Annotated in this window: 21 protein-coding genes; 10 read left to right on the forward strand and 11 right to left on the reverse strand. The window is 36.4% G+C overall.

Features of this window, described 5'->3' with window-relative positions; genetic code table 11:
- Nucleotides 1-13: 13 nt before the first annotated feature.
- The 4 genes from ACTIEI_RS05455 (at nucleotide 14) to ACTIEI_RS05470 (ending at nucleotide 6820) form a co-directional block, all read left to right on the forward strand.
- Entirely contained in the window at nucleotides 14-1474 is a 1461-nt protein-coding gene (locus ACTIEI_RS05455) for a RagB/SusD family nutrient uptake outer membrane protein (protein WP_439505273.1), read from the forward strand.
- A 237-nt stretch (nucleotides 1475-1711) separates the two neighbouring features.
- A complete protein-coding gene (locus ACTIEI_RS05460; protein ID WP_439505274.1) occupies nucleotides 1712-4744 on the forward strand; it encodes a SusC/RagA family TonB-linked outer membrane protein in 3033 nt (1010 codons plus the stop codon).
- A gap of 12 nt (nucleotides 4745-4756) precedes the next feature.
- Nucleotides 4757-6283 carry a RagB/SusD family nutrient uptake outer membrane protein gene (locus ACTIEI_RS05465; protein WP_439505275.1) on the forward strand — a complete coding sequence of 509 codons (1527 nt, stop codon included), beginning with the start codon at nucleotides 4757-4759 and terminating at the stop codon, nucleotides 6281-6283.
- Nucleotides 6284-6304: 21 nt separating this feature from the next.
- Nucleotides 6305-6820, forward strand: a complete 516-nt coding sequence (locus ACTIEI_RS05470; protein WP_439505276.1) for a DUF4843 domain-containing protein — start codon at nucleotides 6305-6307, stop codon at nucleotides 6818-6820.
- 72 nt (nucleotides 6821-6892) lie between these two features.
- Here ACTIEI_RS05470 and ACTIEI_RS05475 read toward each other — a convergent pair whose 3' ends face one another.
- From ACTIEI_RS05475 to alaS, 3 genes are read right to left on the reverse strand one after another with little or no spacing between them, the layout of a single operon-like run.
- Nucleotides 6893-8032, reverse strand: a complete 1140-nt coding sequence (locus ACTIEI_RS05475) for a redoxin domain-containing protein (RefSeq protein ID WP_439505277.1) — start codon at nucleotides 8030-8032, stop codon at nucleotides 6893-6895.
- Between the two features lie 9 nt (nucleotides 8033-8041).
- A complete protein-coding gene (gene gatB / locus ACTIEI_RS05480) occupies nucleotides 8042-9487 on the reverse strand; it encodes an Asp-tRNA(Asn)/Glu-tRNA(Gln) amidotransferase subunit GatB (RefSeq protein ID WP_439505278.1) in 1446 nt (481 codons plus the stop codon).
- Entirely contained in the window at nucleotides 9487-12111 is a 2625-nt protein-coding gene (gene alaS / locus ACTIEI_RS05485; protein ID WP_439505279.1) for an alanine--tRNA ligase, read from the reverse strand. Before alaS ends, gatB begins: the two co-directional genes overlap by 1 nt.
- 97 nt (nucleotides 12112-12208) lie before the next feature.
- On the opposite strand from alaS, the gene ACTIEI_RS05490 reads away from it, so the two are divergent.
- Both ACTIEI_RS05490 and ACTIEI_RS05495 read left to right on the forward strand, forming a co-directional pair.
- Nucleotides 12209-13180, forward strand: a complete 972-nt coding sequence (locus ACTIEI_RS05490) for a M23 family metallopeptidase (RefSeq protein WP_439505280.1) — start codon at nucleotides 12209-12211, stop codon at nucleotides 13178-13180.
- A gap of 48 nt (nucleotides 13181-13228) precedes the next feature.
- Complete coding sequence (locus tag ACTIEI_RS05495; protein WP_439505281.1) at nucleotides 13229-13459, forward strand: hypothetical protein; 231 nt, start codon at nucleotides 13229-13231, stop codon at nucleotides 13457-13459.
- Between the two features lie 2 nt (nucleotides 13460-13461).
- On the opposite strand, the gene ACTIEI_RS05500 is transcribed toward ACTIEI_RS05495, so the two are convergent.
- Both ACTIEI_RS05500 and ACTIEI_RS05505 read right to left on the reverse strand, forming a co-directional pair.
- The gene (locus ACTIEI_RS05500) at nucleotides 13462-14370 is read right to left on the reverse strand and encodes a prohibitin family protein (RefSeq protein WP_439505282.1); all 909 of its coding nucleotides are present in this window, start codon (nucleotides 14368-14370) and stop codon (nucleotides 13462-13464) included.
- A gap of 50 nt (nucleotides 14371-14420) precedes the next feature.
- On the reverse strand, nucleotides 14421-14852 hold the full coding sequence (locus tag ACTIEI_RS05505; protein ID WP_439505283.1) for a YybH family protein: 432 nt from the start codon (nucleotides 14850-14852) through the stop codon (nucleotides 14421-14423).
- 44 nt (nucleotides 14853-14896) lie between these two features.
- Between ACTIEI_RS05505 and ACTIEI_RS05510 the strand changes: the two genes are divergently transcribed.
- On the forward strand, nucleotides 14897-15490 hold the full coding sequence (locus tag ACTIEI_RS05510; protein ID WP_439505284.1) for a DNA-3-methyladenine glycosylase family protein: 594 nt from the start codon (nucleotides 14897-14899) through the stop codon (nucleotides 15488-15490).
- Here ACTIEI_RS05510 and ACTIEI_RS05515 read toward each other — a convergent pair whose 3' ends face one another.
- Nucleotides 15491-18154, reverse strand: coding sequence for a phosphoenolpyruvate carboxylase (locus tag ACTIEI_RS05515; RefSeq protein WP_439505285.1), 2664 nt, complete (start codon nucleotides 18152-18154; stop codon nucleotides 15491-15493).
- A 10-nt stretch (nucleotides 18155-18164) separates the two neighbouring features.
- On the opposite strand from ACTIEI_RS05515, the gene ACTIEI_RS05520 reads away from it, so the two are divergent.
- From ACTIEI_RS05520 to ACTIEI_RS05530, 3 genes are read left to right on the forward strand one after another with little or no spacing between them, the layout of a single operon-like run.
- Nucleotides 18165-18707, forward strand: a complete 543-nt coding sequence (locus tag ACTIEI_RS05520; protein WP_439505286.1) for an RNA polymerase sigma factor — start codon at nucleotides 18165-18167, stop codon at nucleotides 18705-18707.
- 37 nt (nucleotides 18708-18744) lie between these two features.
- Complete coding sequence (locus tag ACTIEI_RS05525) at nucleotides 18745-19236, forward strand: hypothetical protein (protein ID WP_439505287.1); 492 nt, start codon at nucleotides 18745-18747, stop codon at nucleotides 19234-19236.
- 24 nt (nucleotides 19237-19260) lie between these two features.
- Nucleotides 19261-19776 (forward strand): hypothetical protein, encoded by a 516-nt coding sequence (locus ACTIEI_RS05530; protein ID WP_439505288.1) that lies wholly within the window; start codon nucleotides 19261-19263, stop codon nucleotides 19774-19776.
- On the opposite strand, the gene ACTIEI_RS05535 is transcribed toward ACTIEI_RS05530, so the two are convergent.
- The 5 genes from ACTIEI_RS05535 to mreC form a co-directional block, all read right to left on the reverse strand.
- Nucleotides 19773-20531, reverse strand: a complete 759-nt coding sequence (locus ACTIEI_RS05535; protein ID WP_439505289.1) for an MBL fold metallo-hydrolase — start codon at nucleotides 20529-20531, stop codon at nucleotides 19773-19775. The two genes, ACTIEI_RS05530 and ACTIEI_RS05535, sit on opposite strands and share 4 nt — an antisense overlap.
- Before the next feature lie 9 nt (nucleotides 20532-20540).
- The gene (gene rodA, locus ACTIEI_RS05540; RefSeq protein WP_439505290.1) at nucleotides 20541-21884 is read right to left on the reverse strand and encodes a rod shape-determining protein RodA; all 1344 of its coding nucleotides are present in this window, start codon (nucleotides 21882-21884) and stop codon (nucleotides 20541-20543) included.
- Nucleotides 21881-23989: a penicillin-binding protein 2 gene (mrdA, locus tag ACTIEI_RS05545; RefSeq protein ID WP_439505291.1), complete on the reverse strand. Its 2109-nt coding sequence runs from the start codon at nucleotides 23987-23989 to the stop codon at nucleotides 21881-21883. The genes rodA and mrdA overlap by 4 nt, the downstream gene beginning before the upstream one ends.
- A 61-nt stretch (nucleotides 23990-24050) precedes the next feature.
- The gene (locus ACTIEI_RS05550) at nucleotides 24051-24581 is read right to left on the reverse strand and encodes a rod shape-determining protein MreD (RefSeq protein ID WP_439505292.1); all 531 of its coding nucleotides are present in this window, start codon (nucleotides 24579-24581) and stop codon (nucleotides 24051-24053) included.
- Nucleotides 24578-25426, reverse strand: coding sequence for a rod shape-determining protein MreC (gene mreC, locus ACTIEI_RS05555; protein ID WP_439505293.1), 849 nt, complete (start codon nucleotides 25424-25426; stop codon nucleotides 24578-24580). Before mreC ends, ACTIEI_RS05550 begins: the two co-directional genes overlap by 4 nt.

Here is a 25426-nt window from a genome sequence, read left to right on the forward strand (position 1 = left end):
TTAATTCAGAAAAATGAAAAAGAACCTATTATATGTTTTGATGGCTGCTGGGCTGGTTCAATTGAGCTCTTGTGCCAAAGACAATTTTGTTAATCCGGTTCCTACCAACGTGATATCTGATCTTACTGCATTTGACAGTAAAGACAGAATTGAAGGGCAGGTTCGGGCAATTTATACCTCTATTAAAAATGCTGGTATGTACGGTGGTCGTTACCAAATTTTTAATGATATCCGTGGTGAAGAGTTTATGAACGATCGAACCAACGTAGTTACTGGTTTTGATGTTTGGAACTACACACCTTCTAACAGTTCTACTAACTCTGTTCAGAACCATTGGTCAAGGGCTTATTATGTAATCAACTTGTCAAATGTATTTCTAGATGGAATGGCTGCAAAAGGAACTGCAGTTGTAGGTGCTACGCTTTCTAATAATTTTCAAGCGGAAGCCCGTTTATTAAGAGCAATGAGTTATTATTCGTTGTTGCAATTATATGCCCGTCCTTTCTGGGATGGCAATGGCTCTAAGCCTGGTGTTCCTTTGCGTTTAAAGGGAAATACTGGTTCTGATAATTATGCTTTAGCAAGAGCTACAGTGGCAGAAGTTTATACGCAAATTTTAGCCGATTTAAATTTTGCTGAAACCAATTTACCTACTACAAATAGTAATGCATTCAACAATACAACTCGTGCACATAGAAACACTGCAATTGCCTTGAAAACGAGAGTTTACTTGAGTATGCGTAGATATGCAGACGTTATTACTGAAGCGAATAAAATCGTAAGTGCAACTGCACCATTTACTTCTACTTCAGGTGTTACACATGCATTACAAGCAGATATTACCAATGTATTTAAAGCACCTTATACTACATCTGAATCAATCTTGTCTATGCCTTTTGCTTCTAATGAACAACCAGGTGGGCAAAATCAATTAGGGTATTATTATGGGCCTGCTGCATTTAACGGTGGTAATGGAGAATATTCATTGTTACCCACTGGTATTATTTCTGATGCAGGCTGGAAAGCTACTGATAGAAGAAGAACTATGATTGGTGTATTTGGCGGCAAAAGCTATCTAACTAAATACAGTGTGCCTGCTACTTTCATAGATTATGCGCCAGTTATTCGTTATGCAGAAGTTTTATTAAATTTAGCAGAAGCAAGAGTAAGGTCTACGAATACGGTTGACCCTCAAGCCATTGCGTTGTTAAATGCAGTTAGAGGTCGTTCTGATGCCTCAACTGTTTTTGCTGCTGCAGATTTTGCTAATTCAGATGCATTAGCTAATGCAATTCTTACAGAGAGAAGAATTGAGTTTTTAGGTGAAGGTTTACGTGGAACAGACTTAACTCGCTTAGGTTTACCGTTACCTGCAAAACCTGGCGTAGCTGCAATTCCTGCTACTGCTCAACAATATATCTGGCCAATCTCTTCTTCTGAATTATTATTGAATCCACTTTGTGTAGATAACTAATTGGTTCAGTTTTAAATAAAAAAAGGACTCCTTTTAGGGGTCCTTTTTTTATGCCTTTTAAACTCAGAAAAGTTAAATAAATCGACGATTTTCTCTTTTTTGCATTAAACAAACTGCTTTTTATTCCTTATAGTTATAAATTTCTAGGCCCTGATTTAAAGATTTTTTTAAGGTTTTGACAATGATTATGAGTTAGTTAACTATATTGCGAAGACCGAAAATTAAAAAAACTGCTTTATGAGAAAACTCGTTATGCTCATGATGGCTTTTTTTCTGTCGCTAACATCATTGTTGGCACAAACTAAAGCTATCACAGGAAAAGTACTAGATGACAAGGGAGCTCCAATTCCAAATGCATCTGTATTAGTTATGGGAACACAAGTTGGTACTACTACCAAGAATGATGGTTCCTTCTCTTTAAATGTACCCGCTACAGGTAAAACACTTGTGATTACTTCTGTGAACTTTGAGAAACAAGAAGTTCGTTTGGGTGCATCTAATACTTACAGTATTACTTTAAAAGCAAGTGCTGATGACTTGGAAGAAGTAATTGTTACAGGTTACCAGCAGCAAAAGAAACGTGAAGTGAATGCTGCTGTATCCAGAATTGATGGTAAGCAAATTGAAAACATTCCTGCTCCATCAGTAGACCGTTTATTACAAGGTAGAGCGTCTGGTGTGCAAGTAAATGCAAACAACGGTGTACCAGGTGGTGCGGTAAACATCTTAATCCGTGGTGCTGGATCTATTAATGCAGGTACTCAACCACTTTTTGTAGTGGATGGTATCCAAATTAATGGTGCTACCACTAATATTCAAACACAAACCAACCCAATTGCCTTCTTGAACCCAGATGATATTGAGTCTTTCGAAATTTTGAAAGATGCTGCTGCAACTTCTATCTATGGTGCAAGAGGTGGTAATGGTGTGGTTTTAATTACCACTAAAAAGGGTAAAGCTGGCAAAAACGAAGTAATGGTGAACACTCAGTTTGGTGTTACTAGCCCTTTAAAGTTTTTTGATGTGTTGAATATTTCCGAGATTGTTCAATCAAGAATTGAAGCTGTACAAAACGCGAGTCCTCGTGCAACTGCAGCTGCCGTTAGGGCGAATGTTCTTGCAGGTCTTGGAATTAATACTGCATTTACAGACGATCAAATTCGTGGCTTAACCAATTATGATTGGCAAGCTGCTGGTATGCAAAATGGTAATGTAAGACAAACCAATTTGTCTTTAAGAGGTGGTAACGATAAGACTACTTATTATGTTTCCGGTTCTTATAATTCTACTGAAGCTATTGTTACTCCTGTTAATTTTACCCGTGGAACTTTGTTAACCTCTTTATCACATAAAATTAACCGCAAGCTTTCTATTGAGTCTCAAATCAGTTTGAGTACTATTAGCCAGAATGGACCATTTGGTGGAGCTGGTGGTGGAGCCTTCTTAGGTAATATCGCTTTTGCTGGTCCTACTATTTTGCCTCATAACCCAATCACTAACCCTGATGGAAGCTGGTATGGTTTACCAGGAAGTGGTCAGGCAGTTGCTGGTATCTTAAGTTTCAATCCATTAGCGGTGAATGCTTTGAATACAAACAAGCAAAGAACCAATCAAATGGTGGGTAGCTTTACAATCAACTATGAAATTGCAAAGGGACTACGTTACCAAGGTAAATTTGGTTTAGACTATCGTTTAGTACAAACTGAATTTTATGGTGATCCTCGTTTGGATGAGTACTTAAACCGTCGTGGTTTAGGTTCTGCCAACTCTAACTGGAACACCAACTTCTTGACTTTCCATACATTAAACTACAATAAGACTTTTGGTGGTAAACACAGTGTTTCTGCTCTTGCTGGTACAGAGTACCGTAATGATGTGAACGAACAAATTGGTGCTTCTGCTGAAGGTTTCCCAACTCCTGATTTCAGAACTATCAATACTGCAGCTACTCCATTAGGTGCAACTGGTTTTTGGACTGGTAGCCGTGTATTCTCTATTTTTGGCCGTGTGAGCTATGAATATGATAGACGATATAGCATTGTAGCATCAGTTCGTCGTGATGGATCTTCAAGATTTGGTTCAAACAACCGTTTCGCTACTTTCCCATCTTTCCAATTTGGTTGGAATGTAACCAATGAAAAGTTCATGTCTAAAACTTCAAATTGGTTAAATAACTTGAAAGTACGTTACTCATGGGGACAGTCTGGTAACGACCAGATTGGTAACTTTGATGCATTAGGTTTATTTGGCGGTGGTCGTCAATACGCTGGTAATCCTGGTATTTTCTATAGCCAGTTGGCTAGTCCAACCCTTCGTTGGGAGTTAAGAACAGAAAACAACTTGGGAGTTGATGTTGGTTTATTCAATGACCGCATTACTGCTAGTGTAGACTTATATAGAAGAATCAATAGTAAATTATTATTAGGTCGTTCTCTTTATGCAACAACTGGTTTCGGTTCATTCACCGATAACGTTGGTGAAGTAACCAATGAAGGTATTGAAGCAACTGTTGGATTTAAAATCATTGATAAGGCGTTTAAATGGAGAACTAACTTCATTTTTGCATATAATAAAAACTTTATCTCTGGTTTATATGATGGACTCCAAGTATTACCAGGAAACAACGCAATCCGCGTAGGAGCTCCATTGGGTTCTTTCTTTGTAGCAAACTATGCTGGTGTGAATCCTGCAACTGGTCGTGCAATGTGGTATAAGGCTGATGGAAATCTAACTTACAATCCATTGATTCCTGCTGATCAGCGTTTATCTGGTCAAACCATTCCTGTTTACAATGGTGGTTTCGAGAATTCATTCTCTTTCAAAAACTTCGAAGCTTCTTTCTTCTTTAACTACGAGTACGGACGTACGGTGAGTGATGGACAGGTTAACTTTATGGGTGAAATTGGTGGACGTGCATTTAATTCATTGCAGTCTATTTATGATGCTCGTTGGACAAAGCCAGGTCAAATCACCAATATTCCTAGACCATTCAATAATAATACTGATTTCGCAAGTTCTGGTCGTTTCACTGGACAGAATTATTTATTCAAAGCAGATTATATCCGCTTGAGAACAGTGATGCTTGCTTATAACTTCCCTAGAGAATTGATGCAACGTTGGAAAATGTCAATGGCTAGATTCTATATTCAGGGAACAAACCTTTGGACCTATTCTGACTATCCTGGTTATGATCCTGAATTCGTAGGTGCGGCAACTGGTATTGTTCCACAAAACAAGAACATCACTGTTGGTTTGCAACTTGGTTTCTAAACATCTAAATGAATGAATATTATGAAAATCAATATGAATAAATTTTTTATCACCGCGTCTTTAGTAAGTCTATTAATGACTTCCTGCTCTGACAAAGACTTGAATGTTCTTCCCAGACAGTCAATAGATGCGTCTACTGCTTTAAGCTCTCCTGCGAGTGTTGATGCAGCTGTTATTGGGGTTTATGCAACACTTAAATCTCGTGTATTATATGGTCGCGACTTCGTAGTATACGGAGATGCATTGGCTGATAATGCAGTTGCAACAGGTAAATCTGGAAGACTAGCTCCTGAAGCACGTAATAACGTGGGTGCACATTATGTTAACTGGGGTACTGCATACTCTACTATCAATGACTGTAACTTGGTATTGGATGCGATACCTCGTATGACGGCTGCAACACAAGTTCAGCGTGATCGTTGGGAAGGTGAAATGCGTTTTGTACGTGCATTAGTTTACCATGATTTAATGCGTGCCTATGCATACGATCCAACTGCTATTTTAGATGCGTCTAACCGTGGCGGTGTTGTGTTAAGAAGTACAGCTGTTGACAATAAAGATACTGCTGCTGCTTTTAGACCTGCTCGTGCCTCAATTCAAGAATGTTACAATTTCATCATTAACGACCTTACGCTTTCTTCTGCTAAGCTTCAGCCTGCGGAGGTAGCTCGTAATGGTGCTCCTCATTTTGCAACAAGAGCTGCAGCTCAAGCTTTATTGGCTCGTGTTCAATTATACAATGGCAACTATGCTGCTGCACGTGATGCTGCAAGCAACGCATTGACTGGTGGTATTGGATCATTAACCACCGCATCTAACCACGTTGCAGGATGGAGAGCTTCTACCAACCCTGAATCTATTTTTGAAGTACGTTTTTCCATTGCTGCTGAAAGTTTAGGGGTAAACGAAGCGCTTCAAACTACAATGACTTCAATGGGAACACTTGGAGCTCCTGGTAGTAATGGTGGTTGGGGAGATTTAGTACCTAACGCATTACAGTTGAATGCTGTAGGTCTTTCTGGTTTCCCTGCTTCACTTTCAATTGCTAATACAATTGCGCTACCAACATTAACAAGAACATCTGATGTGCGCAACCAATTATATGAGTGGGGTGGACAGCGTACTAACCCTCGTTTCATTGAGTGTACAAAGTACTTTGGTAAAAGTGGTTTCTTAAACTTAGATAACGTACCTGTTTTACGTCATGCAGAAATGTTATTGATTCGTGCAGAAGCTCATTTTCGTTTAGGTAATGTTGCATCTGCGCTCACAGATATCAATGATCTTCGTGCTCGTAGAGGCTTAGCTGCTGTTAGCTTAACTGGTCCTGCAGTTTTAGAAGAAATTCTAAACCAACGCTTAGCAGAATTGGCTTTTGAAGGTCACCGCTTCCATGATTTGAAGCGTTTAGGCAGAGATATTATCAAAGATCCTAGTGTTGGATTTACAGTAAACTTCTCAGATTTCCGCATGTTGGCAAGAATTCCTGACGGTGAGTTGGTTGGAAACCCTAATATGAGACAAAATGTAGGATATTAATTCACCACTAAAAGAAACAAAATGAAAAAATTAGTATTAAGTACCTTTATTTTAATCGCAACTTTGTTTACGATGGTGGGTTGTATCAAACAAAATACCCTCACTATTAAAGATCTTCAAGTTGAATTTGATGCTGCATCTTGGAATGCACGTGGAGCAGGTGTAACATGGCCTGTATTGAATCGTGTTCCTCCTTACGGTATGCCAGTTGCTGCTACTGATCCTTTGATTAGCAGAAATAGCGGCACAATCCGTTTCCGTGTTAACTTAATTGGTGCCCAGCAGAATACTGCTCAAACCATTAATTATAGCGTAGTTGCAGCTTCTACCACTGCAGTTTCTGGAACTCATTTCACAATTCCTGGAACCATCACTATCCCTGCTAATAGCAGTTTTGGTGAAGCAGTAGTTAATATCTTGAACCCAGGTGTTTCAAGTGCTACTCCTGTAAATTTGGTATTGGAAGTGACTGGCAACAGTTTAATTAAACCAGCTACCGAAATTAATAAGATTGGATTAGTAATTAGTCAGAACTAATTTAATTAAGTACATAAAAAAACTGCCGGTATCTAGTATGTCGGCAGTTTTTATTTTGTAGGAAATCAAGTATTATTTTATTAAATCCTCTAGTGTTTTAAATAATTGCTGACCTCTTAAATCTGATGCGATAATTTTTCCTTCAGGGCTAATCAATACGTTAAAAGGAATGGCGTTGAATTGATATACATTTGGCATTTCACTTTGCCATTGCTTCAAGTCACTTACATGTTTCCAATTTAATTTATCCATCTTAATAGCGTCTAACCAAGCTTGTTTATCATCATCAAGTGATACTCCTAAAATGGTGAAGTTTTTATTTTTAAATTGATTGTAAGCCGCCACAACATTGGGATTTTCTTTTCTGCAAGGGCCGCACCAACTTGCCCAAAAATCTACTAAAACATATTTACCTTTTAAGCTACTCAATGAAAATGGTTTTCCATCTAAGTCGGGTAAATTAATTTCAGGAGCATCTTTTCCTAACAAAGCATAGGCAGGAGGCGCAGCTGGTTGTTGTTTAGCGGTAGCATTGATGAGCTCTTTTATTTTCTTTAGTCCGGTATGTTCTTTGTACTTTTCCGCGGACTCATTTACCAATGTTTTTAGTTCATCAGGCGTCATGGTTCTTGAAGCCATACCTAAAGCATAATACCTTGCTGCAGGGCTTTCGCTTTCTTTTATAAAGTTACGAACCATGGTATTCATTTCTTTTACTTTAGCGTCTCTAGTTCCTTGAATTACTTTGAGTAAACTATCTGATTTAGGTTGAGCTTGTAAAGAATCAATCTCCATAAATACTGCATACAAAGCAGAATCTTTTTTGCGGTAATCTTCAAATAAAGTGTGCATTGCGGCTGAAGCAGGAGAGTTCTTTACTTCATAAACCCTGTACCTAGTAACATCTAAATCAACTTCAATTTCATCGTTGTCATTAACGATTAAAACATCTGGGCCATTTTCTAATACTAATCTGTATAGTCCCTCTTCTTTGGCAATACCCTTTAAACTAAATTTTCCATCAGCCTGTAGACTGATAGAATCTAAAATAATGGGTTGTTCTCCACCATAGGGTAGCTCTTGTAAATAGACTTTAGGAGCGATTGCATTTTTGATGGTGCCTTTAACAGTAAAAGCCCCGTACTTTTTTTTCTGATCACAAGCACTAACCATTAGCGCTGTACCCAGAAATAAAAAAATCATTTTTTTCATAAGTATCTATTAAAAGTTTAATTTTTGCTCAAGCATTTCGGTAACTAATTTCGGGTCAGCTTTACCCTTACTTCTCTTTTTAACTTCTCCCACAAATAGTCCGATTAGTCCTTTTTTACCCTTTTGGTATTCCTTTATTTTTTCGGGCATTGATTCAATTGTTTCGTTAATCCATCTATCTAGTTCATTGGTATCGCTAACCTGTATTAGGTTTAATGATTCTGCTAATGATAAAGCAGATGCGGAAGTATGTAATAAGGCAGGTAATAATTTGGATGCAGCAATTGAGAAATTAACTTTCCCAGCTTCTATTAGCTCAATCATTTGCACTAATCCATTCGGTGTAAGCCCAAGTTCTTGAATGGATTTTTGTGATTCATTCATCAATTGTTTAATAGGTCCTAAAATCCAATTAGCAACCATTTTATAGTGAGAAGTTAGCTGAATGGTTTGCTCAAAAAAAGCAGCAATCGATTTTTCTTCACAAAGTTGGCTTGCATCATAAGCACTTAATTGATATGCTGTTTGATATTGTTGCATGAGCTGATGGGGAAGTGATGGCATAGCTGCTTTTACTGCATCAATATAGGATTGTGTCAAATAAATAGGTGGCAAATCTGGATCAGGAAAATAACGATAGTCATTTGCTTCTTCCTTGTCTCTGATGGCAAAAGTGGTATCATTATCTGCATTAAAACTTCGGGTTTGTTGTTGAATGCGATTTCCTTTTTCTAATTCGTCAATGATTCTATTGATTTCAAACTCAATCGCTTTTTTTACATTCCTAATAGAGTTTAAATTCTTTACTTCTACTTTAGTGCCTAATTGTTCAGCGCCTTTTAATTTTACAGAAATATTTGCATCGCATCTAAGGCTACCCTCCTCCATATTTCCATCACAAATACCAATCCAACGGACTAGTTTTCTAATTTCAGTAACATATTGCCAAGCTTCTTCTGCAGAAAATAAATCAGGTTCAGTAACAATTTCAATTAGAGGAGTTCCCGCTCTATTTAAATCGATACAAGTATTATTGGGGTCTAAATCGTGGATGCTTTTACCTGCATCTTCCTCCAAATGGATTCGATTTAATTGAACTGCTCTTTCCCCTTCAGCAGTTTTAATCGTCACAAACCCGCCAATACATATGGGATGGGTATGTTGGGATATTTGGTATCCCTTGGGAAGGTCTGGATAGAAGTAGTTCTTTCTTGCAAAAAAAGACTGTTCGGCTATCGTACAATTGCAGGCCAATCCCATTTTTACCGCGTATTCAACGGCTTGTTGATTAAGTTTTGGCAAACTTCCGGGATGAGCCAAGGAAATAGGACTTACCTGTGTGTTAGGGGCATTGCCAAATGCAATACTATCCCCACTAAACAACTTACTATTGGTTGCTAATTGAGCATGTACTTCAAGACCAATAACGGCCTGGTATTTTTGGGATAAATCCATTATAAAAGACTGCTTATTTGTAGTATCAATTCCTTCAAATTTGATGCGTCTTGCCCACCAGCTGTAGCCAGTGTTTTTTGACCACCGCCACCGCCTTTAATTAAGGGAGTTGCATACTCTTTGATTAATTTAGGCGCTTCTAATCCCTTTTCAGATACTATGCTATCACTTAGCATGATACAAACTGCTGCTTTCCCAGTAATGTTTGCACATAGTACTACCACATAGTGATCACCCAATTCTGTTTTTAAATCGAAGCAAAGTTTCTTCAACTGGTCTGCACTATTCACTTCAACTAGTTCACCAATAAATTGCCCTTCATTGCTGCCAATAACAATTTGTTTTGATTTTTGCAACAGGATATCACGGATGGATTGTAGCTGTTTTGCTTCAAGGCTTTCTAATCTTTTCTCGCTCTCTTGTTTTTCTTGAATTAATTTTTCTACCGCTTTAATTGGATCCTGTGTTTTTAATAAACCAGCAACCGTTCTTAGTTCATTAAATTGTTTATTTAAATAATTTAAAGCGTTGCTACCTGTTAATGCTTCAATTCTTCTTACCCCAGCTGCAACTGCAGACTCAGCAGTAATTTTAAGTAAGCCAATCATACCAGTATGCATTACATGTGTGCCTCCACATAATTCAACAGAGTAGTTAGGGTCTGCTACAACTACTCTAACTTTATCTCCATATTTTTCTCCAAATAAAGCCATTGCACCTAATTTAAGTGCTTCTTCTTTGGGCATTTCTGTAATAACGACTGGAATATTTTCTCTAATTTTTTCATTTACAATCCTTTCAACTTCTATAACTTCTTCATCCGTTAATCGAGCAAAATGGGAGAAGTCGAATCGAAGGTTATCTTGATTGACCAAAGAACCTTTTTGTGCAACATGGGTGCCCAACACTTTACGTAATGCTGCATGAAGTAAATGAGTTGCAGTATGATTATAACAAGTGAATAATCTTCTTTCTGCATCCACTGTAGCAGTAAATGTTGATGCAATTTCTGCTGGTAATTGATTTACAAAGTGAACAATTAAGTCGTTCTCTTTTTTAGTATCGGTTACTGCAATTTTTTCGGTTCCAAAATCTAACCAACCTGTATCCCCAACTTGACCACCGCTTTCTGCGTAAAAAGGAGTAGTGTTGAATACTAATTGAAATTGCGTTTTCCCTTTTGAACTAATTTTTCTGAATTTGGTAATTTTACTCTCCGTGTTTAATGCCGTGTAGCCCACAAATCCATTCCCTTTCTCTTCACTAACAATTACCCAATCTTCTGTATCTAATGTTGCAGCTGCTCTACTTCTATTTTTTTGTTGCTGCATTTCGCTTTCAAAGCCAGCTTCGTCAATGGTTCTGTTATTTTCTGCTGCTATTAATCTAGTTAGGTCAATTGGAAAACCAAATGTGTCGAATAATTCAAATGCAGCTTTTCCATCAATGATATCGGTGCTGTTTTTAATCATATCATCCATTCTTTTCAATCCTTTGTCTAAGGTTTTTAAGAATGCATCTTCCTCTTCTTTTACAACTTTATTTACAAAATCTAATTGTTGTTGTAATTCGGGGAATACTTTTTCAAATTGCTTTGCCAATACCGGCATCAATTGAAACAATAATGGCTGCTTATAATTCAAGTAAGAATAATAATATCTAACTGCTCTTCTAAGAATTCTTCTGACAACATATCCTGCACCAGTATTCGATGGTAATTGACCATCTGCAATGGTAAATCCAATTGCCCTAATATGATCTGCAATAACCCTAAAAGCAATGGCTTCTTTAGAATCGGAACGATCATATTGATTGCCCGTTATTTTTTCAATAGCTTCGAAAGTTCCAGTGAATACATCGGTATCATAATTGCTTTGTTTGCCTTGAATAACGCGCACTAATCTTTCAAAGCCCATACCTGTATCCACATGTTTAGCTGGTAATTCTACCAAGGAACCATCTTTTAATCGGTTGTATTGAATGAATACATTGTTCCAGATTTCAATGACTTGTGGATGGTCTTTATTGACCAATTGGCTTCCAGGAATTTTTGCTCGCTCTTCGTCAGACCTACAATCTACATGTATTTCAGAACATGGGCCACAAGGACCTGTATCTCCCATTTCCCAAAAATTATCCTTTTTATTCCCATAAATAATATGGTCTACGGCAACTAGTTTTTTCCACTCTTCTAAGGCAATTGTAGAAGGAGGAATACCCTCTGAAGGGTCGCCCTCAAATACAGAAACATACAATCGATCTTTTGGGAGCTTATATACTTCAGTTAAAAGTTCCCAGCTCCAAGCAATGGCTTCCGCTTTAAAATAATCTCCAAAACTCCAGTTCCCTAACATTTCAAACATGGTATGGTGATAAGTATCAACCCCTACCTCCTCTAAATCATTGTGCTTACCACTTACGCGTAAACATTTTTGCGTATCCGCAATTCTTGGGCTAGAAGGCTTAGTATTTCCTAGAAAATAATCTTTGAATTGATTCATCCCTGCATTCGTAAAAAGTAGGGTAGGGTCATTTTTTACTACTATAGGAGCAGATGATACAATTTGATGCTTTTTAGAAGCAAAAAAATCGAGGAATTGTTGGCGAATTTCGGCACTCGTCATGATGAATTACTTTTTGTATGCCATTAAGGCTGTAGAAACTATATTTGTTAATAATTTAAGGGGCAAAGGTACGGATTTAAGGGGCTGAAAACCGATCATGAAAAAGGTAAAATACTACTATAATACACATAATATGCGCTTTGAGAAGCTGACAACTCCCCTAAGGGTGCGGTTGCTTCAGGTCTTCGGCTATATTGCTGCATCTATCGTTACTGGAATTCTCATTTTTGCTATCACATTCCGTTATATTGATTCACCCAAAGAGAAATTACTTCGACAACAAAATGATGATTTAAGACAGAATTATAAGGTGATGGAAGAGCACATCAAGCAACTACAGCTTCAAATGGATGAAATTGCTAACAGAGACAATTATGTATACCGGTCTATTTTTGAGTCGAGTCCGATACCCGATAGTGCGAGGGTAAAAGAAATGGAGAAGAAAAAAGAAGTGCAATTGGTACAAAGTATGGGCGAGACCGAATTGGTAAACAGTATGGCTGCACAGCTTAATAACCTAAGTTTACGAATGGCTTATCAAGTGAAGTCCTTTGCTGCTATTGAAAATATGGTGAAGAATAAAGAGAAATTATTAGCTGCAATCCCTTCCATACAACCCATCAGTAATAGAAATTTAAATAGGGTTGCATCTGGGTTTGGGTATAGAATTGATCCTGTTTATAAAGACAGGCGATTACATGCTGGATTAGATTTTACTGCACCAGCTGGCACTCCTATTTATGCTACGGCCGATGGGGTAGTTAAAGATGCAGGCTTTAATACGGGTGGCTTTGGAAATAGAGTAGTAGTAAACCATGGGTTTGGATATGAAACTTTGTATGCCCATATGGTTAGAATTAAAGCTAGGGTAGGAACCAGGGTTAAAAGGGGGGAAGTGATTGGATATGTAGGTAATACAGGTAAAAGTACTGGACCACATTTACATTACGAAGTGCATAAAAATGGAACACCTTTAGATCCTATTTATTTCTTTTATAATGATTTAACCCCTGCACAATTTGATCGTATTCTTAAATTGGCGGCTGCAAGCAACCAAAGCTTCGACTAGGCTTACAACAAAAAAGCTACTTACTTGTAATAAGTTAAACTTATTATTTTGGAGCCAGGCGTACGTGAATACCTTTTACGAATTGTAAATACCCTTTCCGTTGGACTTTTTTGGTTAGCAATTAATTCTACTGCCGGAATAATGTATGACCATGCTTTTTTTCATGGGAGCATCAGTACTGGTAATATTATTTTTTATACCTGGTTCATCAGTAGCTTCATTTTATTGCTAAGGTGGCTAATAAAGCTTTGGAGCAAACCCATCGATTTTGAGCAATAATATTATTTTTCTTTTGTGTCTAATATCACGGGCGTATTTCCTTTACCTAAAACGATGACTTTAGAATTAGGTGAAGTTACCAGTGCTTTCATGACTTGTATTTGCTCGTACTGCAATTGCTTATCACCTAAGCCAGCACTAATGATTTGCTGATAATCTGCAATACCCCTAGCTTCCACTCTTTTTCTCTCTGCTTCTTGTTTTTCTTTTTGTAAAACAAATTCCATTTTCTGCGCGTCTTGCTCTGCTTTAATTTTCTCTTCAATAGAGGTTTTTACATTGGTGGGTAAAGTGATATTTCGAACCAATAATTGCTCTAGGATTAATCCTCTTTTTTTAAAATCTTCATCAATAGACTTATAAATTCTATTCTGAAATAAATCTCTTTTTAAAGAGTATAAGTCGATGGCAGTATAATAAACAGCATTGTCTCTAATTTTTGTTCTGGTAAGCGGTCGAACAATTTTATCCCTAAAATCAAGCCCTGTTTCTCTGATTAGTCTAGGTGCTTCACTGGCTGTAACCCTATACAGTACGGTTAAATCAATCACCACTTCTAATCCATCTGCGGTTAATACCCTAATAGCATCATCCCCAGACTGCTCTCCTTCGTCATTTGCCCCACTCATGGTATAGTTCTGTGTTTTAATGTCTACTTCTCTTACTTCAACCAAAGGATTTACAATGTTTAAACCACTGTATAAAACATTATTGGAGATTTTTCCAAATAAGCTCTGAACTCCAATTTGACCTGCGTCAATTTGTTTGATACAAGAAGTAAAAACGCCTACTAATGCAATGATAACTCCCGCTATTCTTACCCCCTTTGCCAGTTTAATAAACTCCTCTCTTTCTTTATTCATAAAACCCGCCGCCACTAATAAAATGATGCCTAAAATAATTAAAATCATATATGATATTTTATAATAAATGTAAGATAAGCTCTTTTAACCTCACCATCCTAACTACTATGATCTACAATGATTACCCATTTGCCATTTATCTTTTTAAATAAGATAGTATAGTGGCCACTCACATTCCCCGCATTTCTAGTTAACTCCCATTTCCCCAATACCATCCATAATTGCTTGGTCAATGGTTTCACTTCAAGCAAAGTGAAATTCAACTGACCCATATAATCTTTATTGGGATAGTTCTTCTTATAGTTATTGAGTGTATTGGTAAATCCATAAGTAGGACCATTTTTTCCTACAAAAAGCAAGCTGTCGTTATTCCAATAGCCTTTCATGAATGCATCAATATCTCCTCTATTCCATGCCTCCGTTTGTTCTTGTAAAATTTTTCTGATTTGTTTTTCTGGGCCAGCTTGCCCAAAAATTGAGCTATGCCCAATCGCCATAAATAATAAAATATAAAGAAGTTGTTTTTTCATTTTCGTTATAATTAGTATGTATTAAAATTAGCTAACTTTCTTGAATGGAATATATTACTCATTTACAGAAAGATAAAAAAATGGCTTCTATTATTACTCAGGAGCCATTTGTATTAAAGCGAAAAAGAAATATTCCTATTCGCTTGATGGCAAGTATCATGAGCCAGCAATTAAGTACTAAAGTGGCTGCAGTTATTTACAAACGATTTCTAGATTTATATAATGGAAAAGAGCCCAAAGTAGATGAAGTGCTGGCAACGCCTAATGATATGCTTAGATCAATTGGTTTAAGCAATGCTAAAGTTGGCTATATTAAAAATGTTGCCCAATTCTGTAAAGAGAATAGTATTACCGATCATAAGCTTTCCTCAATGAGTAATGATGCCATCATTGCATTATTGGTTCAAATTAAAGGTGTAGGTAAATGGACAGTAGAAATGTTATTGATGTTTAGTTTAGGGCGTGAAGATGTGTTTGCTGTAGATGATTTAGGTATACAACAAGCCATGTGTAAGTTGTACAAAATAGATTCCACCCATAAGAAAACCATGCAGGAAAATATGCTAAAACTTGCCCAAAAATGGACTCCCTATAGAACCTATGCCTGTTTGCATTTATGGAATTGGAAAGACAGTTAATTAGGCTGAATTCCTAGCTGCATTGATGATCCCGAACATAGATCGGGTAATTAATTTTTCATAATTCGCTTTTAACTCTTCCGATACCCCTTCATTTTTTAATTGTTGTAATGCGTATTGCTGAATAGTTAATAATGGTAAAACAATTTTGTCTCGCATTAATATCGAAGCTCTGCCAGGTTGATCTTGTTCCATCAAAACTTTATCACCTGAAAGTTCAAGTACGAGCGAATGCGTTAAATCATATTCCGATTTAATCATCCTCCAAACAGGACCAAACAAAGGATCATGTTCTATATGTGCGGTTAATGGAAAGAATGATTTTAGCATGCTCATCATGCTATTATCAATTAATGTTCTAAAAAATGCAACTTCATTAAATAAAGATTTAACCTCATCCCAACGGCCTGCATTTTTTAATGATTGCAATGCTGAACCAACGCCAAAATAACCAGGAACGTTTTGTTTTAATTGACTCCAACTACCTACAAAAGGAATAGCTCTTAAGTCTTCGAAAACTAATTTATCTGAATTTCCTCTTTTGCCAGGCCTACTTCCAATATTACTTTTATTGTAGTAATTCAAAGGACTGAACTGTTGCATATATGGGAGAAACTGTGGATGTTTTTTGAACGATTGATACACTTGGTGACTGATCCCCCCAAGCTCTTCCAATAAACTTCTATGTTTGGTGCTTATTTCTATTCTATTTTCTGCAAACACCGTATTGCTAATGCCTGCACTCAATAATTGTTCTAAGTTATATTGGGCAGATTTAAGTGTTCCAAAATTAGAAGTGATGGTTTGACCTTGTATAGTTAACTGTATTTCTTCGTTTTCAATATTATTGCCAAGGGAAGCATAAAACTTATTTGTTTTCCCGCCGCCTCTAGAAGGTGGGCCGCCTCTTCCGTCAAAAAATTTTACTTTAATCTCGTGATTTCTTGAAATTGCGGTAAGTTTTTCTTTGGCAGTATAAATGCTCCAATTGGCTTGTAAGTAACCTCCGTCTTTTGTGCCATCACTAAACCCTAGCATAATGGTTTGTGAAAGTGAACGTGCTTGTAAATGCTTTTTATAAATAGGTAATTGATATAGCCATTGCATGATATGTTCGGCTTCTTTTAAATCTTCAATGGTTTCGAATAAAGGAACAATGTCTACTGAAAGTTGCTTAGTATTCCATCCGCATAATTTGAATAAGGTAAATACTTCCATCATATTTAATGCAGACTGACAATTGCTAATTATATATCGATGGCATCCTTGTTCTCCATTAATTTGTTGAATACTATTGATAGCAAAAATACTTTCTACGGTGTCTTTGGCAATTTCAGTTGAAGTGTCATCTATATCAATCACTTTTTCAATACCCAGTAAACAATTGATTTTTTCTTCTTCACTTAAAGTATCATAATCATTCGGCAAAATGCCATTTTGATTCTTTTGTTTGAGGGTGGCATCAATGTTTTTAATTACTGCAGTATGAATTCGACTGTCTTGTCTAATATCAATTGAAGCGAACCAAGTACCAAAAACTTTGACTTTATTGATTAAACTATTTACCCGATTGATATATAAAGAATGATGATTCGCAATCATCAAATCTTTTATTTCCTGTAATTTTTCAAGTAGTTCTTTTTGGTGTATTCTTTTACTTTCTTCTGGTCTAAATACATTTTCGTATAACTGTGCTTCCAATTTTGTTACTAGTACATCTACCCCAGAAAAAGTAAGTCGTCTTTTTAATTTTCTGATGTCTCTATAATAACAAACGATGATAGCGCTCCTTAATGAATCTGCAATTTTGAGTGTAGTGGATGCATTTACAAATGGATTACCATCTCTATCCCCCCCTGGCCAAAACCCTAATTCAATTAACGGGTTATTGATTTCTTTTTCACCTTCAAGTATTTCGTTATGAACAAAATTGTAAATATTTCCTATTGATTGATACAGAATATTTTCTAGGTACCACATAAGATTTACAGCTTCGTCTAATGGGGTGGGCTGTTTTTTATTAAAAAATGGAGTGATACCCAATTGTTGGATATACAGATTGATTGTTTCAAAATCATTTTTTGCAATTGCTTCCCCTAAATCATGAATAATACCCAACACACTACCTGGATAAAATTGAGTAGGATGGGCGGTTAAAACAACCCTGACTTTAAATTGGCTTAATTTTTCTTTAAGTAAAGGAATTTTTCCTTTAAAAAAGGCTTCGTTATATAAAGCTTTTAGGCTTCCAGTTCCATTCAACTGATGAACAGAATCAAAAGCAGCATCTTCGATTGCATCAAAAAGAACTACCTGCCGTTCTATGTATTGAACAAATTTGAATAGGCGATCTAGCTGTTCTGTCTCATTACTTAATTGTACGTGTCTGTTAAAGAAATCTTGAATTATTTCGATGGGTGATTTTCCAGATTGGTATCCATCTATACAAGATTGTAATAAAATTGGAAGCAATGCACCTACATTGGCTATCCCAGAAAAAGGAAGAGCAGCAAATAGACTATTATATATGGTGTACTTGTCTGTTACATTTTGCCTGAAGGCTAATATGGGTTTATTTACATACATAGTTGATACCAATGAATATACAAATTTTTTTGTCCGATTAAACCTTTCATCTCCAATTTTATCTAACTTATAAGACAATCGATAAATATTGAATCAAGATGCTCAATTGGTGAAGCAGTTTAAAATCCCTTCACAAAAAAATGCCGCTTTTACGCAATTGGTAAAACAATATCAAGAAAAATTGTATTGGCATATCAGAAGGATGGTAGTTGAGCATGATGATGCCAATGATGTATTGCAAAATAGCTTTATAAAAGTATGGAATGCATTAGACAATTTTAGAGAAGACAGTCAACTATATACTTGGTTGTATAGAATTGCTACAAATGAAAGTTTGAGTTTTTTAGAACAAAAAAAGCGCAAACAAACAAGTTCATTTGATGATGTGGCAGAGGTTTATGGAAATATGGTTAAAGCAGATAGCAATTTTAATGCGAATCAATTGGAATGGAAATTGCAATTGGCCATACAGCAACTTCCTGAGAAGCAGAAGTTGGTTTTTAACCTTCGCTATTTTGATGAAATGCCATACGAACAAATTAGTAAAATATTGGATACCAGTGAAGGGGCTTTGAAGGCAAGTTATCATCATGCAGCAAAAAAAGTGGAAGAATTTATAAAAACACATTAAACCCTCTGTTGGTATTTGAGTCTTAAAAAGGAAGAAAATGGAAAACAAGGAAATCATACAAGAGTTAGACCAAATAGCCCCTTTGTTGAATACCGTTTCAAAAGCGCCCGTTCAAACAATACCCGCTGGATATTTTGATCATTTTCAAGTTCAAATGAATCCTGACACTAGAAATATCCAAAAGGAAGAGACACCAGTTGTTCAAATGAACCAAAGTCGCAAATGGTATACTATTGCAGCAGCAGTCGTAATTTTTGGTGTATTAGTCATTGGTGGATTCAATCTTATCAATCAACCTGTTGTTTCATCAAATCCCAGTTTAGTGATTAATATGGAACAAATTGCTAAAATGGATATCAATGAATCTGTACAAGCATTGTCGAACGATGCGATTGATGAGTATCTGAAAAATGCCAATGCATTAGCTGGGCCTGAAAATAGTTTGCATCATTATACCGTGGATGCAATTTCTGATAAAACGGTGGCTGAAATTTCAGATGAAGAACTGCAGCTTTATCTGAGCGAATAATTAATCAACTTAAAAAAAAACAACATGAAACGTTTATTATTAATCATTTTAATGGGTGTAGCAGCAATTGCGCAAGCACAAGAACCTCCACCACCCAGAATGGGTAGAATGCCAGGTGGAATGCCACCACCACCACCTCCAGGGGAAAGGCCAAATATTGAAGCCATCAAAGTGGCTTATATCACCAAACAATTGAACTTAAACACTGAAGAAGCGCAAAAATTCTGGCCATTGCACAATGCATATATGGCCGAGTTAAAGAAGGCAAGAGAAGCAAATAGGGATGCTGAGTTGGCTTTTGAAGAACAGGCATTGTCTATTCGTAAAAAGTACAATAATGATTTCAAGAAAATCTTGAACGCAGAAGATAGAGTAAATACGGTTTTTAAATTAGACCGCAACTTTAATGATATGATGCGCCAAGAGATGATGAAACGAGGCATGAAACCCGGAGGTCCTGAAGGACGTTCAGAAAGACCAGCGTTAAGAAAACGGTTAATGCAAAAAAATAGAGCAGATTCATCTCTTAAGAAAAACTAAAAAAGATTTGAATGCTGAAATATGGGGCTGGAGATATCATGGTAAAACAGGTATTTCCAGCCTTTTTCTTGTCCGGCTTCCCACCAAACTCTTCTTAATTCCATACACTTCTTTCCATTAAAGTCATATTTAGCTACAAATCTGCTTTTCATTTGTTGCAATTGAGGGGCATCGTCTCCACCAAAAAAGATGGTTTCATTTTCTTCTTTAATAAAGAACACTTGGTGAAATTTACTATGTGCGCCTGTTAATTGGTATTCAATATAGTTATCAATGAATCCATAATCTTCTTCAAGCCAAACCACTTTACTGAATTCTTCTAAAATCTGAATGTCGGCTTGAACATAGGAGGCAGATCCTACTCCCATTGCGAATTCAAATTCCCTTCTTTGTACATAATAAGTAGCGTAAGGGAATGCAATAAATTGCTCACCTGTTGTATAATTGCGTGTTGTAATACCTCCAGCATGGTCTTTATGCAAATGGCTCATTAACACTTTAGTTACTTGCGAAGGGTTGTATCCTGCATTTTCTAGGTTATAATAAATCTGCGGTATCCCATTAGACATATTGTATCCTAATCCAGTATCAATTAAAATAATATCTTTTTTAGTAACAACTAGAAAGGGCTGAATTTCTACCAACAAACTACCTATTGGTCTGGTATTTAATTCTTCGGTTGCTGTATTAAATGGAACAAATACTTTGGTTTTATCAATCGTAAAACTTCCTTCAGATAATGGAATAATGGTCATAATAATGAATTAACGCAATACCATTTGTCGGTCTGCATCTAGTCTTAATAAAATAAAAATTAGAATAGTAAAAGTGAGTAAAGAAGATCCGCCATAACTTACTAATGGGAGTGGGATACCAACAATCGGAAATAATCCAATAGTCATACTCACATTCACTGCAATATGAAAGAATAAAATACTCACAACACTATAGGCATACACCCTGCTGAATGTACTTCTTTGTCTTTCTGCAATCTGAACAATCCGAAATAATAATGCTAAATAAATTGATAGGAAAATAAAACAACCAATAAATCCAAATGCTTCACCTAATGAAGTGAAAATAAAATCGGTATGTTGTTCTGGAACATATTTACCTCTTGTTTGGGTTCCTTTTAAGAATCCCTTTCCTGCAAATCCACCTGAACCAATAGCAATTTTACTCTGGCGTACATTATAGTCATCTGGTTTTCTTGGTGCTTTTTCATTGCCAGCTTGTTGCTTCTTTAAAGACTTTACGTTGTCTGCGCAGTTATAATCCTTTCCTACCATGCTGTAAATACGAGTGCTTTGATAGCATTCAAATACATTATTGAATATGTAAGGAATCACGAAGCGTTGGGTTCCAGCACTAATCATCCAGATAATAATAATGGTAGTAATTAGTCCTTTATTTCTTCTTGCTTGTCTTCGCGCAAAATAAATAAGGACCATGGCAATCACACTTAAAATAATCAGTAAAGTGTTTGGTTCTATAATTAAAGAGGCAATTACTAGAATGCCAAAGGAAGATCCAAAAATTAAAATTTGTGCAGGTAAACCTTCTCTATACATCGCAATTAAAAAAGAACTGTATACCAATGCCAATCCTAATTCATGTTGTAATATCGACAGTATAGCTGGTGCAATTGTAATAGCACCGCCAATCAATTGAAATTTTAGTTTGCTAAAATCTGTCTCTTGTCGAGACAAGAACTTAGCCAATGCCAATGCGGTGAATATTTTACATAGCTCTGCAGGCTGTAAGTTAAACCCACCACCCATTGGGATCCAGCTTTTAGACCCATTGATGTTTTTACCAATAAAGAAAGTTGCAACCATCAATAAGATCCCAAATGCATACATTAGGTTAGCAAAAGCAGTAAATAGTTTACTATCCGTTAATAAAATAAATGTGGCCACTAATGCACAAAATCCTGCAAAGAATAATTGCTTGCTATAGTTAGTTTTTCCCCCAATAAAAGAGGTGAACCAGTTTCCTCCATCTCTAAATTCTACCATGAAAATGCATAAGATGCCAATTGTAACTAATGCCGAATAGAGCCAAATCATTGGGTAGTCTACCCCCTGTGAAATATTTTTATTTTTCATCTTGCACGCCCTCCTAATTTTTTCTTTTTGTCTTCGCTAAGTAATAAGGCTGCTTTGATTTTGAATTTGTCGGTACTATCTTTTTTATTGCCAACAGGTTTGCTTCCTTGTTCTAGGGTAGCTTCTGTATTGCTTTTATTATTTTCTTTATTATTCTCTGTTTCTTCTTTTTCCGCTGCTTCTTCTAATGCTAATCTAGCTAACCGAGCAGCCCTTTCTGCATCTTTACGAGTATACCAATTTTTAATTGCTTGGGGAACCAAATCCATATTGGTAATTCTTTCAGCAGTAGCTTTTCCGGCAACACTTAAAGTGTCATTTAAAAACTTTTCCATAATCAATCCCGCAATAGGACCTGCTGCTACAGATCCGTATCCTCCATTTTCAACCACTACGGCAACTGCAATAGTGGGATTGTCTTTTGGTGCAAACGCAACAAATAATGAGTGGTTTTTTCCATGAGGATTTTGTGCAGTACCCGTTTTAGCACAATATTCAATACCTGGTATTTTTATATGTGAAGCAGTACCATAAACAGTTACATCATGCATTCCATCGTTTACCGCTTGATAATCTTTATCGGCAATATTGGTTACTACATGTTTTGATCTGTACTTGTTCATTAAGACTGTATCTTCTACCTGCTCGTTTTCTATACTGTCTACAAAATGCGGAGGGAAATAATATCCTCTATTGGCGATGATGCACATTAAATTCGCCATTTGTAATGGGGTGGCAGTCATTTTATCTTGACCAATACCTAATGTTAGTACACTACAACTGTTCCATCTTCTGGCACCTCCAAAAAACTTATTGTAAACACTTGTATCTGGGATATTGGCTTTGTCTTCGCTAGGTAGATCTACTTCTAATCTTCTTCCCAATCCAAATGCATTCATGTATTCCTTCCATTTTAAATATCCTTGATTTGGATTTCCCCACTTTTTATTATCTAATGCTTTTCTGAATACATCAGAAAAATAGGAGTTGCAAGAGTTGGCTAAAGCCAATCTTAAATTGGCTGCGTGACCAGCATTACTATGTTCGCATCTAACATATACTCCACCGCAGGCACCGTATCCACCACTACATCCTATTCCATAATCTGAAGTAACTAATCCTTGGTCTAAGGCAACCAATGCACCCAGTGGCTTGAAGGTAGAGCCAGGAGGGTATTGGCCTTTAATGGCTCTATTGTACATGGGTTTGGCAGTATCCATGACCATTCTCCCCCAGTTTTTTCTACGAGCATTCCCTGTTAACACGTTGGGGTTATAGGTTGGGCTAGATACCATGGTAATGATGCCCCCTGTTTTAGGGTTGATGGCAACTGCACTGCCAATTTTATTTTGCAATAATTGTTCTGCCAACTGTTGTACTTCTACATCAATACTCGTAAATAGGTTTCTGCCAGCAACAGGTATTGTGTCAAATATGCCATTTTCATAGGGGCCTTGAATACGGCTTTTATTGTCTCTAATAAAACGCTTGATACCACGCTGTCCCATTAAAACTGATTCATACGTTTTTTCTAAGCCACTCATCCCTGCATAGTCTCCCATTTCATAGCCTAAATGCTTATATTTTCTTAAGTAACTGGTATCTACTTCTGCAATATATCCTAGCAATTGCGCAGCGGTATTAAATGGGTAGGTTCTTACAGAACGCTCGCTTAATACAAATCCTGGAAACTTATACATGTTCTCAGTTAGCTTTGCATATAATTCTGCACTTAATAAAGGCTCAAAAACACTAGGACGAACACGGGTATTTTTGAAAATCAAATCGAGCATTCTTTTTTTATACTCGACAGTATCGATTCCTAATATGGCACAAAGCGATGCTGTATCAGTACCCTTTGATTCTGAAGGCGTAACTACTAGGTCAAAACTGATGGTGTTTTCGAGTAAGGCTCTTTTTTTGCGATCAAAAATAATACCCCGATCTGGGTAAATGATTTTACGGTAAATGGCATTATTTTCTGCTGCCAATTTGTACTGCGTAGAGAAAATTTGGAGATTGATTAACTGTGCGGTGATTACGATAAATACCAATCCTATAATGATTTGGATAATCCTACCACGGCTTTGATTAAATACAGACATATAAACGGAGAAGTCAATTGATTTGACCCTGTGAAATTAAGCATAAACTAGAACTAGTAGCCTAACTATTCGTTCTATATTTTGCTTTTCTATTGAACAACATTTCGGCCAAAAAAATTAGTAATAAACTAATTCCAGTAGTACCACCTACTTTGCCTAGAAAATAGCTAAAGTTGCCAAATTGAAGCCACTCTAATAAGACTAAATAAAAATGATGAATAAAAGTAAGCAAGCTGATATATAAACTAAACGGAGCCCACCCCATACTCTTGATACTAGGCTCTACGTAGCTTTGTTCGGTAGTCTCTTGTGGAATTAATAAACTCAATAAAAAAGGCCTGATATAGCCAATTAAAGTACAGGCAGCAGCATGTAATCCCATTGTTCCTGTAAAGAAATCCATCGTTATTCCAAATATAAAGGACAACAATAAAACATTCCAACGACCTATTTTAAAGGGCAACCAAAGAATATATAAGAAGTAGATATAAGGGATTATAAACTGGTGTAACGCAGGAATTTTATTCAATACAAATTCTTGTAAAAGAATAAAAAACACAAACCGGAATATATTGGTTAAAAAACTGCTCATTGCTGTTGATTTCGGTTTTCCAGTTCTATTTGTTCGTTGTAACGAGTATTGTAAATAACATCAACCGATTGAATTGTAAAGAAATTAGTTGCTGTTTTAATTTTCAATGTGTAATAATTAGTTGCAGGGTCTACTGTAATAGAAGCCACCCTGCCAATCATTAAATGTGAGGGAAAGTTGGCAGAATAAGCACTGGTAAGTACCGTATCGCCTTTAACTACCTTAGCGCTCTTAGAAATATTTCTTAGAATAAGCAAGGAAGGATCTGCGCCGTCCCATTCTATACTGCCTGTGGTATTATCCTTTTTAAGCATGGCAGAAACCTTACTGTTTCTATGTAATAAGCTCATTACTTTGCTGATATTGGCTGATACATCTACCACTACACCCACAATACCGCTGGGGCCAACAACTGCCATACCCTTTTTAACTCCTTGGTCGGCACCTCTTTCGAGCATTAAGTAATTATTTTGTAAAGTATAGGAGTTCCCAATCACTTTAGCTGGTAGATAAATGAATTTTCTTTTTCTTCCAGTAGTATCTACAAAGCTAGAATCGGTAAAGCTTATTACACTAGTGTCAGGGGAAACAAAATTGGCACTTAATGCATTTCTTAATCTGGTATTTTCTTCAGCTAGTTTTTGATTAGCTTCTTTTAAATTAAAGTATTGCTGAAGATTCGAATAACGACTATTAAAATAACCAGTCACTTCAAATGCAGTACCTGCAAAATAAGTTTCATGGGTTTTACTTGCTTTACTAAGCATTATAATACATAAAATTTGCAACAGCAAAAAGCTGAGGAAATTAAAGTATTGCCGTATGAACAGGAAAATATTTTTCAA

The sequence above is a fragment of the Sediminibacterium sp. genome, from assembly GCF_051860225.1.
GTDB lineage: Bacteria > Bacteroidota > Bacteroidia > Chitinophagales > Chitinophagaceae > Sediminibacterium.